This window comes from Rivularia sp. UHCC 0363 (assembly GCF_034931125.1).
In the GTDB taxonomy this organism is placed as follows: domain Bacteria; phylum Cyanobacteriota; class Cyanobacteriia; order Cyanobacteriales; family Nostocaceae; genus Rivularia.
The window spans coordinates 62,755-80,427 of sequence record NZ_JAYGHM010000025.1 but is presented as its reverse complement, the minus strand read 5'-3'; the positions used below and the strand labels follow the sequence as shown (position 1 = coordinate 80,427).

At 37.0% G+C, this 17,673-nt stretch carries 15 protein-coding genes; 5 read left to right on the top strand and 10 right to left on the bottom strand.

Annotation, left to right across the window (positions count from 1 at the left end):
• Positions 1-53: 53 nt before the first annotated feature.
• Positions 54-695 carry an MAE_28990/MAE_18760 family HEPN-like nuclease gene (locus VB797_RS15980; RefSeq protein WP_323238694.1) on the bottom strand — a complete coding sequence of 214 codons (642 nt, stop codon included), beginning with the start codon at positions 693-695 and terminating at the stop codon, positions 54-56.
• The gene (locus tag VB797_RS15975) at positions 692-1,801 is read right to left on the bottom strand and encodes a DUF262 domain-containing protein (RefSeq protein WP_323238693.1); all 1,110 of its coding nucleotides are present in this window, start codon (positions 1,799-1,801) and stop codon (positions 692-694) included. The genes VB797_RS15980 and VB797_RS15975 overlap by 4 nt, the downstream gene beginning before the upstream one ends.
• 415 nt (positions 1,802-2,216) lie before the next feature.
• On the opposite strand from VB797_RS15975, the gene VB797_RS15970 reads away from it, so the two are divergent.
• A complete protein-coding gene (locus VB797_RS15970; RefSeq protein ID WP_323238691.1) occupies positions 2,217-3,626 on the top strand; it encodes a serine/threonine-protein kinase in 1,410 nt (469 codons plus the stop codon).
• A 46-nt stretch (positions 3,627-3,672) separates the two neighbouring features.
• Here VB797_RS15970 and VB797_RS15965 read toward each other — a convergent pair whose 3' ends face one another.
• The 3 genes from VB797_RS15965 to VB797_RS15955 all read right to left on the bottom strand — a co-directional run bounded on the left by VB797_RS15965 (position 3,673) and on the right by VB797_RS15955 (position 7,132).
• Positions 3,673-4,374 carry a DevA family ABC transporter ATP-binding protein gene (locus VB797_RS15965; protein ID WP_323238690.1) on the bottom strand — a complete coding sequence of 234 codons (702 nt, stop codon included), beginning with the start codon at positions 4,372-4,374 and terminating at the stop codon, positions 3,673-3,675.
• Positions 4,375-4,489: 115 nt separating this feature from the next.
• The gene (gene devC / locus VB797_RS15960; RefSeq protein ID WP_323238689.1) at positions 4,490-5,671 is read right to left on the bottom strand and encodes an ABC transporter permease DevC; all 1,182 of its coding nucleotides are present in this window, start codon (positions 5,669-5,671) and stop codon (positions 4,490-4,492) included.
• Between the two features lie 153 nt (positions 5,672-5,824).
• Positions 5,825-7,132: an ABC exporter membrane fusion protein gene (locus tag VB797_RS15955; RefSeq protein WP_323238688.1), complete on the bottom strand. Its 1,308-nt coding sequence runs from the start codon at positions 7,130-7,132 to the stop codon at positions 5,825-5,827.
• 138 nt (positions 7,133-7,270) lie between these two features.
• On the opposite strand from VB797_RS15955, the gene VB797_RS15950 reads away from it, so the two are divergent.
• Complete coding sequence (locus tag VB797_RS15950; RefSeq protein ID WP_323238687.1) at positions 7,271-8,086, top strand: TetR/AcrR family transcriptional regulator; 816 nt, start codon at positions 7,271-7,273, stop codon at positions 8,084-8,086.
• A 142-nt stretch (positions 8,087-8,228) separates the two neighbouring features.
• On the opposite strand, the gene VB797_RS15945 is transcribed toward VB797_RS15950, so the two are convergent.
• Positions 8,229-8,999, bottom strand: coding sequence for an SDR family NAD(P)-dependent oxidoreductase (locus VB797_RS15945; protein ID WP_323238686.1), 771 nt, complete (start codon positions 8,997-8,999; stop codon positions 8,229-8,231).
• A 162-nt stretch (positions 9,000-9,161) separates the two neighbouring features.
• Positions 9,162-9,377: a hypothetical protein gene (locus VB797_RS15940; RefSeq protein ID WP_323238685.1), complete on the bottom strand. Its 216-nt coding sequence runs from the start codon at positions 9,375-9,377 to the stop codon at positions 9,162-9,164.
• A 120-nt stretch (positions 9,378-9,497) separates the two neighbouring features.
• Between VB797_RS15940 and VB797_RS15935 the strand changes: the two genes are divergently transcribed.
• Both VB797_RS15935 and VB797_RS15930 read left to right on the top strand, forming a co-directional pair.
• Entirely contained in the window at positions 9,498-10,349 is an 852-nt protein-coding gene (locus tag VB797_RS15935; protein WP_323238684.1) for a substrate-binding domain-containing protein, read from the top strand.
• Positions 10,350-10,355: 6 nt separating this feature from the next.
• The gene (locus VB797_RS15930; protein ID WP_323238683.1) at positions 10,356-12,353 is read left to right on the top strand and encodes an ATP-binding protein; all 1,998 of its coding nucleotides are present in this window, start codon (positions 10,356-10,358) and stop codon (positions 12,351-12,353) included.
• Between the two features lie 77 nt (positions 12,354-12,430).
• Here VB797_RS15930 and VB797_RS15925 read toward each other — a convergent pair whose 3' ends face one another.
• From VB797_RS15925 to VB797_RS15915, 3 genes are all read right to left on the bottom strand, one after another.
• Entirely contained in the window at positions 12,431-13,219 is a 789-nt protein-coding gene (locus VB797_RS15925; protein ID WP_323238682.1) for a sulfite exporter TauE/SafE family protein, read from the bottom strand.
• Positions 13,220-13,357: 138 nt separating this feature from the next.
• Positions 13,358-14,617, bottom strand: coding sequence for a sulfite oxidase (locus tag VB797_RS15920; RefSeq protein WP_323238681.1), 1,260 nt, complete (start codon positions 14,615-14,617; stop codon positions 13,358-13,360).
• A gap of 89 nt (positions 14,618-14,706) precedes the next feature.
• Positions 14,707-16,167: an aminotransferase class V-fold PLP-dependent enzyme gene (locus VB797_RS15915; protein WP_323238680.1), complete on the bottom strand. Its 1,461-nt coding sequence runs from the start codon at positions 16,165-16,167 to the stop codon at positions 14,707-14,709.
• A gap of 940 nt (positions 16,168-17,107) precedes the next feature.
• On the opposite strand from VB797_RS15915, the gene VB797_RS15910 reads away from it, so the two are divergent.
• A complete protein-coding gene (locus tag VB797_RS15910; protein ID WP_323238679.1) occupies positions 17,108-17,644 on the top strand; it encodes a methanogen output domain 1-containing protein in 537 nt (178 codons plus the stop codon).
• The last annotated feature ends 29 nt before the right edge of the window (positions 17,645-17,673 follow it).

The following is a 17,673-nucleotide window of genomic DNA, read 5'->3' as shown; positions in this document are numbered from 1 at the left end:
CAATTTTATAAAACCATATATAAAACATCAATTTTTTTTAAATTCAATGACAGTTAATTTCGTATATAGTCTTCATTAATAGCTGCATTTTCGATCTGGTTACGGAATATATCAAGCATTGCAATTATTTCTGTATGTAACTCTAAATATTCTTCTTTATCAGATATTGAATATTCCCCGTGGGCAATTTCATTTCTTGTCTTTAAAAGCTTGGTATCTATTAATACGGATTTTGTTGAGTAAGGTGAAAAATCAATTCCCAAGATACTAGTTATTTCTTTTAAAATTTCAGAAGAGAGATTTGATGCGGTAGAAATTACATCTTTCGGTAGCTCACATCTTTGATTTAATTCGTCCAAAAAAAAATTACAAACAGGTATATATAATGAAGGTTTATTCGTCTCTTTCACTTGATTAAGTTTTTCTTTCATTGCTAAAGCCAAAAAATTACTAGCAAGGTCTTTATAGCAAAGTTTTTGCATTCTAACGTATTCAAGATAGGAATTTGCAGCTAATTTAACAAAACCTTCCCAATGAGCATAGAGAAGACATATCCCACTACGAATTAATGCGTTATGTTTAGAAATAGAAAATTTAGTTTCTATCAATGATTTAACTTCTGAAAGCTCTTTTTTTCGCCAAATAAGCTCCTCAGATAGTCTATCAATTAGCTGTTCAGCAGTTCTAAGCTTCATTGGGGAGAAAAGACCTTTCTACCAAGAGGAATAAGATGACGTAAACGTCTTGCAGCATTTTTTCCTGCTCCCGACGATTCCTGATAAATTGAATTTGACCAAATACTTTTGACCTGAGAAATTATTTGCTTTTTTTCAGGTGGATTTTGATAGTGGTATCCAATTCCTAATGCTATTACCTCATATGCTGATAATAAAAAGCCTCCAAGAAATCTATCTTGTTCGGGTTTGTATCTCTTAAAGCTTTCGTCACTTAAAGATTCATTCAGAACATCAAATGTTTTTTTAAAAGCTTTTTCTATATGGCCATAATCTAATTTTTTATTACGAGCCATTTCACGGATTCCGTCTGTAAGGAAAACGCTGACATCTCCCTTCAACTGTTTAAGGCTTTCCTCATCTTTATCAAAAAGAAGAATAAAACGTAAGACTAATTCCATATCATACTGCTCTTCATAAAGCTTATCGCTTAAAGCAATACAACTTATGAATGATTCATAATTAGCAAGCGATCGCATCAAATCATATAAATCTTTATTTAACATTAAGAGAATACAATTTCTTACTTCTTGAGGTGTAGCGATGGCTCCTCCTGTATTCAGTCTTTGAAATAGTTCGTATTTAACCATTTCATCGCTTTCTTTTTCAACAATGTTAACTGCAATTTTGGCTCGCTTAATTAATAAACGCTGTGCTTGAGTAAGAGAATTATCTTTGTCATTTGGATCGTCCCATTTTTTGCCTTCTAAAGAAGGTAAGTAAGTGGTTTTTTGCAAAGCTACGGTCGATTTATCTTGTTCTCCAGCATCTGTTTTTAAAATACCTATGAATTCATATATAGTAGACAATCTTTGAACACCATCAACAACATCCCAAATCCCATCATCTCTTTGGCTAACAAAAATTGGGGGAATTGGTATACCTAAAAGAATTGACTCTATGAAAGTTGACTTTTGATGGTCAGACCAACGGAAAAACCTTTGAAAACTGGGATGAATATCAATTTCATTATTTTGATAAAGGCTAATCCATTCACCGATAGACATGGAATATCCATCTGTACGAATTTCTTGCCTTGTTTTGTCTATCTCTTCTTGCAGGGGCATAATTTAAATGGTTCTAAAAAGCTATTTGTACAACTACTAATTCTTGATAGTGATACCTAATTATTTTATCGCGAACTAAAGAAAGTTTAACTGCTAAACGTCCTGCATAAATAACTATCAACCTTGGTTGGTTTCTTCGGAGATTGGCAATTATTTTTCCTCATATATCCGGCTTTAAGTTATATTTACTCAGTTTTTATTTATACTCAATCTTTTAAATGTAGTGAAAGTATTGTTTAACAAACCGGATTCGCGAAATTCTCACAGATAATTTATTACTGCTATAACAGATATATGTACTTGGAACAATTTAATTCAAGCTAGTATCACATTATCTAATAGTGCGGTTTAAGTAATTTAACAAAAATAAAGTGTAGAAGTTTTAATATCGCAAAAAGTTACTTTAAGAAAAAATATGAAAAGTGACATATTCGGTTCCCGTTATTCGATCCAAGAGCAACTTGGCAAAAAACCAGGAAGATATACGTATTTAGCGTTAGATAATCAAACTCAAAATTTAGTTGTGGTCAAGTTACTCAAGCTTGATCGCGATTTTGAATGGGATAGCTTAAAACTATTTGAACGAGAAGCGCAAATTTTACAAAATCTATCTCATCCTACGATTCCCCAATATCTCGATTTTTTTGAGGTCGATTCACCCGATACTAAAGGTTTTGCTTTAGTTCAAAGCTATATTGATGCAAAATCGTTGGAAGAACAAGTTAAAACGGGACGTACTTTCAACGAAGCTGAGTTAAAAGAAATCGCCGAAAAGCTATTAAATATTTTAATTTATTTACACGATCGCAATCCCTCAATTATCCACCGCGATATCAAACCCAGCAACATTTTACTGACCAACCGTTCGGGGAATAGCGTTGGTGAAGTCTATTTGGTCGATTTTGGCTCGGTACAGAATATTACCACTGTTGAAGGTGGTACTTTAACTGTTGTCGGAACTTACGGTTATATGTCACCAGAACATTTTGGTGGACGTGCTGTTCCTACTTCCGATTTGTACAGTTTGGGAGCAACTTTAATTTATCTGACAACTGGAACTCATCCAGCAGATTTACCTCAAAAAGATTTACAAATTCAGTTTGAGGAGAAAACCCAACTAAGTCGGCATTTTACTAATTGGTTGAAAAAGGTATTAGAACCGAGTCAAGAAAAAAGGTTTAGTTCGGCTCAAGTAGCTTTAGAAACTTTGCAAAAACCAGATAAAGTTAATTTAAGTTTTGCCAACTATACCGCAATTAAACCATTTGATACCAAAATTAAATTAAACAAAACTGCTGAGAACATAGAAATTATTAAGCCAGAACCGGGATGGATTTTTAGTTCAGCAATAAAACTAATAAGTTATCTATTGTCTACTTTTATTGGACTATGTTTCCTCATGGTTTTTAGGAATTTCCCGCTGTTTGGATGGCTTATTTCATTAACTATTGTTTGGATAGGATTTTTTCAATGGGCAGAATTTATATTTGAATTATATGGAGAAACTCGGCTGGTTATAGATAAAAATAAAATTTCTCTAATCTACAAAATTTTCGGTTTTAAATTCAAAAGACCCCGCCCATCTCTCCGTAAAGATATAATTAAGTTGGAATATACCAACTCTTTTCTCCAAGAAAACACAAGTTCCAAAAGGAAAACTATTTATAAAGAAATTTCACCCACAATTATTGTTTGGGCTGGAAATAAGCAATACAAACTTACCGGAATAACTCAAACGGAATTAGAATGGCTGATCGAAGAACTTAGCGATCATTTAGAATTACCTTTTCAACGACGAGTGGTACCTGTAATTAAATCTAATTAATTTTAGATTTTAGATTTTGAATTATCACAACTTCTAAAAATCACAATTAGGCAACTTTAGTAACAACATCGGGATTATTCGCTAAACGTCCATCTTCCATGTATATAATCCTATCGGCGATATCAAGAATGCGGTTATCGTGAGTAACTAACAAAATCGTGCAGCCTTTTTCCTTTGCTAGACTCTGCATCAATTCCACCACATCACGACCGGATTTTTTATCTAATGCTGCTGTCGGTTCGTCAGCAAGGACGATTTTTGGTTCAGCTACCAAAGCACGAGCGATCGCAACTCTTTGCTTTTGTCCTCCCGATAGGTCGTCCGGGTAATAATTTACACGTTCACCCAATCCTACCGCTTCGAGCATTTCAATCGAACGATTTCTCATTTGGGCTGTGGAAATGTCTTTATGTACTTCCAAACCCATTCTCACGTTTTGCAAAGCTGTTAAACTGCCGTGTAAGTTGTGCGCTTGGAAGATATAACCGTTATTGCGTCTGACTTGCGTCAACTTTCTCGCACTAGCACCGCATAGTTCTTGACCCAATACGTGTAAACTACCAGATTGAGCCGATCGCAAACCTCCGGCTAAGGTTAACAGCGTCGTTTTACCAGAACCAGAAGGTCCCGTCATAATGATGATTTCACCAGCATTTATTTCTAAGGTGATATCAAATAATACCTGCTTGCGGAGCTTTCCTTTACCGAAAAAATGGTCAAGATTTTGAATAGAAATTACAGAAGACATATTAAAGAATAGGTCAAAGGTTAGAGGTCAAAGGTCAAAGGTCAAAGGTTAAAGGTTAGAGGTAATATAATTACGAGCTTTAAATTTCTAACTCCTAACTCTTAACTCCTAACTATTAAAACATATCAGCGGGGTCTGCTGACTGGACTTTACGAGTTGCGATCGCGCCGGAGATAGCACACATAATTACGGTTAAGATAAATACTGTGGTTGCTCGTGCTAGGGTCATCGCGATCGGTAAATTTGTTGCTTGCTTTGTTAGTTGGTAGAGTCCTAAAGGTAGTACAGAACCCGGTATAAAACCTAGTAGTGCTAAAATCAATGCTTCTTCAAATACTACACCTAATAAGTAGAAATTGCGATATCCCATTGCTTTGAATGTCGCGTATTCTTTCATGTGAGCATTAACATCGGTTGAAAGTACTTGATAAACAATAATTACCCCTACAATAAATCCCATTGCGGTACCCAAAGTAAAGATGAAACCAATGGGAGATTCCCTCGACCAAAAGTCTATTTCAAATTGAATAAATTCTTCATGGGTAAGAACTTTAATGTCGTCAAAATCTCGAAACCGATATTTCAAGTCTTTCGCGACTTCTACAGGGTCATAACCTGGTTTGACGTTAATCAAAGCTAAATTAATGCTGCTAGCTTGACGTTTGGGAAACAATCTTAAATAATTATCTCCACTAGTAATTAAATTACCATCCGCACCAAAGGAAGTTCCTAAAAAGAATAATCCTCTTAGGTCTATGGTACGTCCTTCAATTTCCGTATTCACGGTTTTACCTTGCTCAATATCAGCGATAACTTCTGTATATTTCCCTTTGGTTCCTCTATCAAATAAGTAAGTATCTGGTAACTTGAGTAACGACGATTCCTGCTTTAATTCCGGTAAATTTAAAGCCGGTCGATCTGGTTCAATTCCTAACACTTGAATCGAAGTTTCTTGCTTAGTTTGGGGATTTTTCCATTTGACAACACTGACATACATGGGTTCAGCAGATTTAACCCCAGTTATATCTTTTGCTTGATACAGTCTTCGTCTTGAAAATGTAGATAAACTCTGCATATTCTTAGCTTTAGGACTAATCAATACAATATCTGTCTCTAAAGTCCTATTCAAACGAGTATTACTATTAAATAAAGCCCCTTGAAAACCAAGCTGCATGAACATTAAAACATCAGCAAAAGCAATACCAGAAAGTGCTACTAATAGCCTACCTTTATCATGATTTAATTGCAGCCATCCCAAAGGAGTGCGCCGCCGTAATTGTGCAATAAACCCAGTCATAATATAATTTTAGATTTTAGATTGATTATTCTTTGCTAAGTAAACAGATGTAATTAAAGATAAAATAAGAAGACCTCATTTGCTTCCAGCTTCCCTCTCCTTACCAAGGGGATTGAGGGTGAGGTTTTTAATTTGAGCCATTTACTCAATTGCTCACTGCTTACTAATTTCCACCTCAACTTGCAAATTGGTAAACTTGCTCGCTATCTCGCTAGATTGATCGTCCAAACGCACGCGAACTTCTACAACTTTTGCATCAATATTCTCGCTAGGGTCGGTATTGATAACTGTTTGACGACGGATTTTGGAACCAATCCATTCCACTTCTCCCTGCAATTCATTTGGTAAAGAATTACTGGTAATCTTGGCTTTTTGTCCGACTTTTATTTTACTAATATCTGTTTGATAAACTTCCGCTTTTGCATACATCTCACTGGTTTTTCCAATCTCGACAATTCCGTCACTGGAAACTACTTCCCCTGCACGAGTATGTATTTCCAACACCTCACCAGCTTGGGGACTCCGCACGTACACTTGTTTGAGCTTCTCTTTTGCCTGATTTACAGCCGCTATAGTATCCTTAACTTCCGCGAATTGTGCCTGCACATCTACCGATCGCACTTCAGAAACACTATTTAATGTAGCTTCGGCTTCGCTGATTTGCTTGCTTCCGGTACCGTTAATACGTTTCAAAGCAGTTTGAGCTTCGCTAATTTGCTTGCTTCCTGTGGCTTCAATTCTTGTTAAAACAGCCTTTGCTTCACTCAGTTGCTTCTGACTTGTTTCCATTCCCAAACGCTTGCTATCAAAAATCGACCGCGAAATAGCACCATCGTTATATAGCTGCTGATAGCGTTGATACTCGGCTTGTGCGTTTCTGACTTCCGCTTGAATTCTCTCAATTGTTGCCTGTTGCGCGGCAATATCACCTGCTAACTGGGCTTGCAGCCGAATAACCGCATCCGCTTGACCAGCGCGATCGCCTTCTAATTGTGCTTCCAAACGGGCAATTGTGGCTTTTTGCGCCGTAATATCACCGCTTTTTGCACCTGCTTTCACCTTTGCTAAATTAGCTTGGGCAATTTTTACCTGTTGTTCGGCTTTAACAACATCCGCTTGCAGTCTATCTTTATTATCAAGAACCGCAATTACTTGTCCAGCACTAACTTTATCTCCTTCCTTAACCAGCAGTTGCTCGACTCGATTTTCTTGGCTGGATGTGGGTGCGGAAACCTTAACAATCTCTCCTTTGGGTTCTAAACTTCCTAAAGCAGTGATTTTCGTAATTTCAGGTACAACAACCTGAGCTTCTTTTGCTGCATTCGATTCCGTCTTAACTTGCCTGTAAGTAGTTACACCACCCACGGCAATTGTTGCGGCGATCGCCATTATCAATAGTTGCCGAGAATTAGGTTTGAACGAGAAATTATCGTTATTATTAGCTGCTGTATCGCGCACCATTGGGTGCCTCCTGGATATGATAAAAATAAAAAATGTACTAATCGGTTTAGCTATACTAATAAACTATACTGTATAGTACAATAATGTCAAGGGGTATCTAACTAAAGGATGAATTCCCTACTTCCTACTCCGTAACTCATGAAACAACCACAACTATCCGAAAAAGCCGAATCTATTCTCAAAGGAGCAATACAAGAATTTTTAGTACATGGCTTTGCAGCTACTAGTATGGATGGAGTTGCAGCAGCAGCCGGAGTATCTAAAACCACGGTTTATAGCCATTTTCAGGATAAGGAAAGTTTATTTCTGGCTTTAATCGAGCGATTAATCAAACAGAAATATCAAGCCGTATTTAATCCCCAAAAAGCGCGATCGACATCAGGAGAAGTCAGGGTTATTTTGCGTCGTTTAGCAAACAGTATGCTATTCGCGATGATGGGCGATGAAGAAGCGCTAGGATTATTACGGATAATTATCGGAGAGTCAGGACGCTTTCCCCAATTAGCAAGAGCTTTCGTAAATAACTTTAAAAAATCGGTTTTACAGGATTTAACCCAATTTTTCGAGTCTCATCAGGAATTAAATTTACCCGATACAGAAGTAGCAGCCAGAATATTCATGGGGACATTCATGCATTTCGTGATGACAAGTGAAGTGCTACACGGTAAAGATATCATGCCCATCGACCAAGATAGATTGATTAATAATTTAATCTACTTATTAACCAGCAATCAAAGCGTTTCAGCCACAAAACATAAATCCCATCGATGTAATCGTAGCGATTCGGGTAAATTTGAGTCGGATTATAAAACCGAGCAAAAACGCTTGCGTTCGATGAGACTTACCGATACAGCTTGGGAGAAATTGGCTTTAATTGCCGAGCAACATCAACTCAGCCGCAGTGAAGTGATTGAAATGTTTGCACGGGGTGAAGGGTTGGGGAATGAGGAGTAATTTGTATATACATGGCAGGAATAGGATTTGAGGCAAATGACAGGTTTGTATATACACGGTGGTAAATTTACGGTTGGGAATCAAATCTTGGGAGACGTTGCACTGCAACGTCTCTACATTATTTACCTGTATCTTCACAAAGTTACCACGGTAAATGGCTACCATCCCAGGAGAAAAACTCGCCGCTATCTTCTGGTTTCAAGTTAGAGATTACACTCAGTAATTGATTGACAGTGCGATCAACGGGGAATAGCTTTTCTGGGGATACGTTGCGTTGAAAGGGTTGGGAAAGGTTGGTATCTGTAGTACCTGGATGTAAGGTAACTACGATTGTTTTGGGGCATCTTCGACTATATTCTATTGCCGTAGTTCGCATAAACATATTTAGTGCTGCTTTCGATGCTCGATAACCGTACCAACCACCTAAACGGTTGTCCCCGATACTTCCTATCTTGGCAGAAATACAGGCAAAAATATTTTTTTCGTTATGTTTAAACAACGGCTGTAAGTGTTTGGCTAATAATATTCCCCCGATACTATTTACCTGGAAATAGCGCATCAAATTTTCAGGATTAATTTGTCGGAGGCTTTTTTCTGGCTGCATTTCCCCTTCATGTAGAATTCCGATGCAGTTAATTACCAAATGTAGCTTGTCTGTTTCTTTGCCGATCTGTTCCACAACAGCAGATATTTGCGACTCTTCGGTAATATCCATCGAGAGACAAACTAACTTTTGGGAATATTCCTTCTGTAATGAGATTAACTCCGTCGCGCGATCGCCATTACGATAGGTTGCGTAAATTTTAGCAATATTATTGTCTGGCAATAAACTTTTTACAAAACCCAAACCAATCCCCTGACTAGCACCAACAATTAAAGCATTCGCGTGATTAATTTCTTTTATTACTGACATTATGTATAAGAATCCATTGTAAATTTTAAAATTACTCGCTAAGTAAGAGAATAGTTAGAAGTGATTAAGCTAAAGAGTAATAAATAAATATTAGACTGGATTATAAATGTTTAACTAATATTTTTTAACCCATTACCTATTACCTATTACCTATTCCCCATCTTAATCCTTACTCCAACAGCGGACGCAAAAAGAAAATACAGATACAACTCCCGCAAGTTCAATTAATACTTGAAAAGATGTGGGGCTTAAAGAAAAACCCCAAATTGAAATTAAAGTTCCCATTATCAGAGCAGATATACGATAAACTTCCTCTTTTATATTTATCGCTAACCAAATAATCGCGAAGCCGATGCTTAAGAATAATAAGTAAGTCATAAGGTGTTAAAGAAAAGCTAAAGATTAGGAGAATATCTCAATTTATCCGGCGAATTTGGGAAATCTATAACTAGAACAACTTCGTGACTAGTTTACATATCTTATCTCAAAGCAAATTCAATGAAGCCAAACCTATTATTTACAGTAGTATTTGGGATGACTGCCTTACTAGGTCTTCCTAGCTGCACTTCTAACACCACTACCCAAGCAGAGATTAAGACTCAACAGGAAATAAAAATTACTGGTTCGAGCAGTACTCATGCAGCCACTAAGACGTTAGCTGATGCTTACGAGGCTCAAAATCCCAACGTTAAATTGATTTTTTTACCCAAAAGCCAATCCGAAAGTGGTATTTCTGGGGTCAAAAAAGGATTAGTGGATGTTGGTAGTATCAGTCGTAAATTGAAACCAGAAGAAGACGATGGTTCTGCAATATATAAAGAACTTGCTACAGATGGATTAGTAGTAGCAACTCACGAGAGCGTTAAGGGAGTAAGTAACTTACAAACATCGCAAATAAAAGCAATTTATAGTGGAGCGGTGACGAATTGGCGGGAATTAGGGGGACCAAATGCGGAAATTGTGGTTTTAGACCGTCCAGAAGACGAGTCAGCAAAGAAGCTTTTACGCGAGTATTACCTGGGGAAATTAGAAAATGCACCAAAAGCCGCGATTATGCGTCACGAACCAGAATTAATCAACGCTTTGCAAAATACTCCTTATAGTATTGGGGCTTTTTCCCTTGCTTATACTATTTCCAATAAATTACCAGTCAACCGCTTGAGTCTGAATAATGTAGAACCGACCCAAGAGAATATTCAGTCCGGGAAATATAAAATGGTGCGTCATATTGGTATTGTTCGAGGTAAACAACCAAGCGCAACAACTCAAGAATTTTTAGACTTTATTTTTGGTGAAAAAGGTGTAGAAATTTTAAATAATTCTGGCTTTATACCATCAACTCAGAAATAAACACAGATGTTAAAACAAGCCTATTCAAAACTCCCTCTAAAAACCAAAATTCTTTTACCTTTACTTTTTGTTTTTATGAGCATCTGGACAATGGGGACAATAAGTTTCGGCTATTTTTTCACTCAGCGTTTAGAAGAAAAGCTCAAAGCAGAAACAAAGGGAGTTTCTTCTTTAGTTACAGATACTTTTACACAGGAAAAAGAATTATTGTTTCTCAAAGCCAGATGGGTTGCAGACTCTAAAGAAGTTTCTCCACTGGTAGCACAAAAAGATAAAGCTACATTATTAAGAAACTTATTACCTCTGAAAGAATCATTACAGCTAGATTTTATTAAAATTATCGATACAAATGGCGTAATTCTCGCACAAGTACGTCAGCAAAAACTCATTTCGGTCAAAATAAATAATGCTGCGGTTAATCAAGCGGCTAGCATTGGGATGGATTTTTTTGATGTGATTTCAACCGAGGACAATAAAGCTTCACTGCTTATCGGTTTAACTTCAGTAAAATCTACTGAAAAAATATTAGGTGGGGTAATTGTTGGTACTGCGATCGATGATGAGTTTCTAACTCGTATCCGTTCTAATACAGAACCACACTTGGTTAAATTCCAAGCTAATCGCGTCACTGCATCCACTTTACCCAGTGCCAAAATTAATTCTTGGCAGCCTCCTACAACTGAATCATTACCAGTACAAGTTAATATTGCTGGAAATAATTATATTGCCTATGCTGTAAAGATTGTGGGATTGAACGGCACAAAATCTAAATTAGTATTGCTTAATCCTATGGCTAGTTTAGAACAAAATCAACAGCAAATGTGGGTTAGTATCATTATTTATTCTGTTGTTGGAGCAATTGTATTCAGTTTAGTCGTTATTCAAGTTACGCATTCGATAACTAACCGCATTCTCTACTTAACTAACGCGACAAAAAAAATAGCATCGGGAGATTTTTCGACTCAAATTAAGATTGATGGTAATGATGAAATTAGTATTTTAGCTCAAAGCTTTAATTACATGACCAAACAGGTGGCTTTATTATTAAAAAAACAGGAAGAAATAAACGAAGAATTAGAAGTAAGCAATCAAACTTTAGAACATCGAGTTAATTTAAGAACTATAGAATTAAATGATAAAAATGCATCTCTTCAGAAAACTTTACAAGAACTGCAACGTACCCAAGCCCAGGTAATTCAAAGCGAGAAAATGTCTTCTCTCGGTCAAATGGTTGCAGGTGTCGCTCATGAAATCAACAATCCTGTTAGCTTTGTACATGGTAATCTCGAACCTGCTTGCGAATATGCTCAAGATTTAATTAGAATTATCGAACTTTATCAGAAATACTATCCCAACCCAGTAAAAGAGATAGAAACAGAAATCGATGCGGTTGAACTAGATTTTATTAAAGAAGACTTTGTGAAACTACTTGATTCGATGCGGAATGGAGCCGAAAGGATTACACAAATAGTTCTATCACTACGGAATTTTTCTCGACTTGATGAAGCAGAATTTAAGCGAGTAGATATCCATGAAGGTATTGATAGTACGCTACTAATTTTACATAACCGCTTAAAGTCGCAATCGAATCATCCCGAAATTAAGGTAATAAAAGATTATGCTTCTTTACCAAAAGTTGATTGTTATGCAGGACAATTAAATCAAGTATTTATGAATATTCTGGCTAATGCGATCGATGCATTAAATGATCAAGTGAAAATAAATCAAAGTTTTATTCCTCAAATTCGAGTTTCTACAGAATTATCTGGAAATAGCAATATTCTAATTCGTATTGCTGATAACGGTTCGGGAATTCCGCAATCAATTCAGTCTAAATTATTCGATCCTTTCTTCACAACTAAACAAGTTGGTAAAGGTACGGGATTGGGTTTATCTATTAGCTATCAAATTATAGTAGATAAACATCATGGTAAATTATCTTGTGAATCTTCACCCGCACAAGGTACAGAGTTTATTATTGAAATTCCGATCGCTCAGAATTGATTGTTGTTATAAGATAAAGGAGTAGGAACAGAGAAAAAAAGACAAAATTATTAACTACTTTTAATAGCCGATCGCCTTTATATACTAATAATTTTATAGTTGATCCAAGCTTCCCAAAAGATGTAAATTGCAAGTATTCCTAAGAATATTCGTAGCACAAGACTTACAGTAGAATCCGGCAATTTTGGTAATGTCCGAGTACTAATCTGCGATCCTAAAATACCACCACATCCTAAAACTATACCTGGAATAAATAAAATATTTCCTTTTAAAGTATGTCCAATACAGGCAACCAAAGCTGTAATTACAATGACACCAAGACTTGTTTGAATAGCTACTTTAATTTCCTCTTTTAAAAGCAACATTTGCATCGGTACCATAATTGTACCGCCACCCAAACCAAATAAACCTGCTAAAACTCCCGCCGAACCTCCCGTACCAATTCTAGATATTATGGGGTTAAATGCGACTGCTTCTGTATTTTTTACTTCCACAGCAGCTAATTGTTTACGTAAATCTATCAAATAAATATTAAGTAGTAGGATAATTCCAAAAGTAAAAAGGATAATGTGGGGTGGAATTCGATTAGCAAAATAGACTCCAATTCCGGTAGTTAAAAAAGCTGGAATTCCTAAATAAATCACTTTTTTCCAATTCAAATAACCCATTAACCAATTCTGAACACTTCCAGAAATCGCTGCGATCGCAATAAACAAACTACTAGTAGCGATCGCTTCAACTGGTGTATAACCCAACGTCACCATCAACGGAATTGTCACAATACCACCACCGATTCCCAGCAGTCCCGATATCATCCCGCTGATTAACCCCCCAACCGCCAAAATCAACCACACAAAATCAATCATAATTAAGTATATTTTGTCAAATAAAATATTCTGTGAAAAATTGGGTCCAAATTTGAAATACAGGTCTTTTGACCTTCTACCTTTGACCTTTGACCTTCAACCTTTAACCTTTGACCTCTAACCTTTAACCTTTGACCTCTAACCTTGTACCGTAACCGGATGACTAACAACGGCTCCATAAAGCAATCCTTTATCATTCCAAGGAACTGTTAAAGGCTGAGTATTGCCCAAATTATCTGTAGCGCGAGCTTGTAAAGAATATTCCCCTGGAACTGGATTCCAATCAACATCCCACCGCACCCATGCAAAGGGAAAATTAGGTTCCCGCAATCGTGCAATGTGCCAAGTTTGACCCTCATCTAAACTCACTTCCACACGGACAATTTTTCCTTTCCCAGACCAGGAACGTCCTCGCAGCAAGTAAGGTTTAGCCTTGAGCGTCGCTGGCCATGCTAACTCAAAAGCACTCTTAACATTTAGCGAAGTAATTAATTCACCTTTTGCTGGATAGTCCGCACCTCGGAGGAATGCTTGTTTAGCAATCCACTCGCTATATATCGGCTCAGAAGAAACTGCGATTCGCTCAATCCATTTCACATTCGCGTTTCCAGCCCAACCGGGAAATATTGCCCGACATGGACTACCGTGATCTATAGGTAGAGGTTCGCCGTTCATTGCATAGACTATCAACGAATTATCCATTTTGGCTTTTGCAATTGGTACCACAAAGCTGTATTTAGCTTTCGTTCCCTTTGAATCGAGGGAATCCACATCTTTCCCTTGAATTAAGACATCCACCGCATTCGATTTCAATCCAGCCCGTTCTAATAGCAAACCGAGTGGAACTCCAGTCCATTCAGCGACACCAATTGCACCCAGTCTCCACCGGGTTCCAGAAAACGGTTTATTGTAAACTTCCTCAAAGAAAATACGCCCATTTGCAGCACACTCGATCGCACTTGTTACCGAGATTGAGGGCATACCAACAATATCATCGTAAGTAAACTCATGAGTACCGATACCCGTACCTCCAACTCGCAAACGCCAAGTAGACGGGTCAAAAGCCACAGGTTTACTGCGGTTATGAACGTAAAACCAGTCATTTGGGACTAGATAACCGCGTCCATACATCGCTTCCCAGTTCATCTCCAAACTGCCACTAGTGTGAGAAATATATCCTGGTGGTAATGGCTTAATTATTCTGCTCTCGCTATTAAAGTTTTTTTGCTGACCTTGAGCAGATGCAGGTATAGCCAATCCCCCAAAAGCTGCACCTCCGATACTGGCTAATATTTGTAGAAAGCGCTGACGAGATAAACCGTTGTTTTTGCTTTTTTGCCAGATATACTCATCAACTCGCGATCGCAGATAATCCTCTTGGTCAAAGTCATTGCTCAAGCTATTATCCTCGATGTTCTTAACATTATCTAGAATTTGGAAAGGAAGGAGACGTAGCAGTGCTACGTCTCTACATTAATAATTTATTATTAATTAGAATCTTTGACAGTCCAAACACCAGTAGCTTCATCCTGTTTGTAGGATGATAGATAGTGTTCAGCTTTGTTACGAGCGATAGTTGAAATTGCATACAAAAAGCGATCGCAATCTTCAGAGGTATTGTACACGGCGAAACTTGCCCGAATAATTGTCGGAATATTGCGGGTAATTCCGCTTTCAACTTCCGCAGCAATTTCTAAATCTCGCTCATCAGAAATATTTTTCAGCTTGCGGATATATTCATAGGTACAGAAAGCCCCAGCCCTAACTCCAATTCCAAATTCCTGCGCGAGGATTTCCGCTACCAAACGTCCATCAAACCCATCAATATCAAAAGGAATAACGTGAGCTATGTCTTCTCCGCTAATATGTACCTTGACACCGGGAATCTGTCGCAGTCGAGCGAATGTGTATTCAACCAAAGAATGCTCGTAGTTAGCAATTCGCTTGCGTCCGAGTTTTTCGATAATTTCAATCGCTTTAGCAATCGCGATCGCACCCATTGCGTTGGGTGTTCCGGGGTCGTGCGCTCGTTCTGTGAAAAAACGTTTAATTTCTAAGTTTCTGGTGATGTATGGTAAGTTACCGCCACCAATTTGATAGGGATAAGAATCATCAAAAAATTCTTTTGGTCCTAATAAAACTCCCGTTCCATAAGGAGCATACATTTTGTGTCCGGAGAAAGCCACAAAATCCAAATGACTTGGGTCATCATCGGGACGCATATCTACTTGCTCGTGCTGAATTAATTGGCACACGTCAGCAAACATTTTCACACCGTACTGATGTGCTAAAGCTGCTAGTTCATAAATCGGTGGTCTGTACCCGGTAATTGTCGAAGCACCAGTCATGGTCAGCAACTTGATCTGCTCAGTTTCTGATTTCTGTTGGTGTGCTTTGAGAATATTTTCGATTTCAGCTAGATCGACACTTCCATCTGGTCGGGTTCTGTACTGAACTACTTCATCTCTAGTTACCCAAGGTAGCAAGTTTGAAGAATGTTCGATGTCCGAGACTAAGATTTTACCAGGTCTTTTAGCCCAGAGCGTAGCTGCTCCATTAATGGCTTCCGTAGTATTTTTTGAAAAAATTACATAGTTATTTGGGCTAGAACCGACAAAATCTCGGATAACGTCTCGACTTGAATCGTATTCTTGCGTAGTGATAATCGATTTTTGCCCGGAACCTCGATGCACGCTACCATAAGAGTCTAGCTTTTCATTGACATACTGCTTGAGTTGTGCAAAGGGATTGGTTGTAGCACCATTATCTAGATTAACGTAGTTAACGTAGTTTCCATCTAAGGTCTTAACTCTAAAAAATAAAGTCTCTAAATTAAATAGCGGTCTAATTTCCCTTTCCCAAAAGTTGTCAACATCATTATCGTTACGTAATGGCAAACCGACGACTTCTTGCAACACTTTCTCATTCAATGCAAGGACTTCTGCCATTTTTGTTACCCCATTAATGATTATTTATGGCGACATTCCCTTCAAAAAGCCTTGTAAAAAATGCTCAAGGTGTTTAAAAGTACTTTGCCGTTAACTGAATTATTTGAATCTGCAATGATTCTTTAATAAAAAAATAATAGTTTAAACCGAGGTCATACTGAATTATCGCGGTATTAAGTATTCTTTAGATACAAAGCAATATTAGTTACAAGTAATATTTTTAAGTTGTTTAAAGTCTAAAATGGTTAATTTTGAAAATAAATGGTCATAAATTAACTTTTTTACTAAAAAAAAATTGCATATAATTACAATTTACAAGCTTTATTTTAAGTGTAAAATCCCGAATAAATCCTGAATTTAGAGCATTATCAACTAAGTCATTTTACGTAAATATATTTTTCCCTTGACTTTCTAATTCTCAAATTAATACGTTTTTAGCTATTCTAGAAAGTGGCAAACAACCTGGAAGCTTTGTAGTATCAGTTATTTTGTAGATACTAGTACAAGTATTAATACAAAGTATTAAATTATTTATTAGACTAATATCAACATAGATCGGTATTTTAATCTAGCTTAGGGAGGATGCAATTTTCCTGCTTGTATATTCCTCCGGGTAAAGGATAAATTCTGATGCTTTTAGTCTCTCTGAACCATCAGCTTGGACAAAAATAGATTTTCTTCCTTGAGAGTTTGATTTTAGATTTAATTTATTTACAAAAATTAGACCGTAAATGTTATTCCCGGAATATTTTTGGGAACCATAAAACTAAATCACCTTAAATAATTCAGGACTAACATTAAGATTTTCCATTGTACTAAAACGTACCACCGAGAGAATTTTAATATTACGTTAGGTAAATTTGGTTTCACTCAATGATTTAATTACGTAATTTGTGTCTGAGTCCTATAGTTGTTTAGAAAAAAGAGAGCATAAGTAATTATGATTAAATCTACAGTTACAGATACCTCGATAAATAATTTAGACGTTCCATTAGAACGAGAAGGATTTTTCAGTACCTTAATTCGAGAACTATCTGGAACGTTAGAGGATTTGGTTGGTTTGGAAGAAGCTTCCGGATTTATTAGCGTGGTCGGTCAAACAATGGGTAGACAAATCGATCAAGAATATAAATCTGCTCTCAAATTATCAAATCTTTCACGAGAGCAAGTTGCTGAAGTTTTAGTTGACTTAAAAAAACGCATCCAAGGTGACTTTTACATCATCGAAGAGAGCGATAAAAAAATTGTTTTTGGCAACCGTGTTTGTCCCTTCGGGGAAAAAGTTAAAGGTCGTCCTTCAATGTGTATGATGACCTCCAATGTTTTTGGTTCGATAGCTGCTGATAATCTCGGTTACGCAAAAGTTGAGTTGCAAGAAACTATTGCTAATGGTAATTCTGGATGCAGAGTTGTAGTTTATTTAGAACACAGCGAAGAAGCGGAAGAAGCAGTTGGGAGAGAGTATTTTAAAGGGTAAAGGATACTTTTGACCAAGTAACAGGGAAG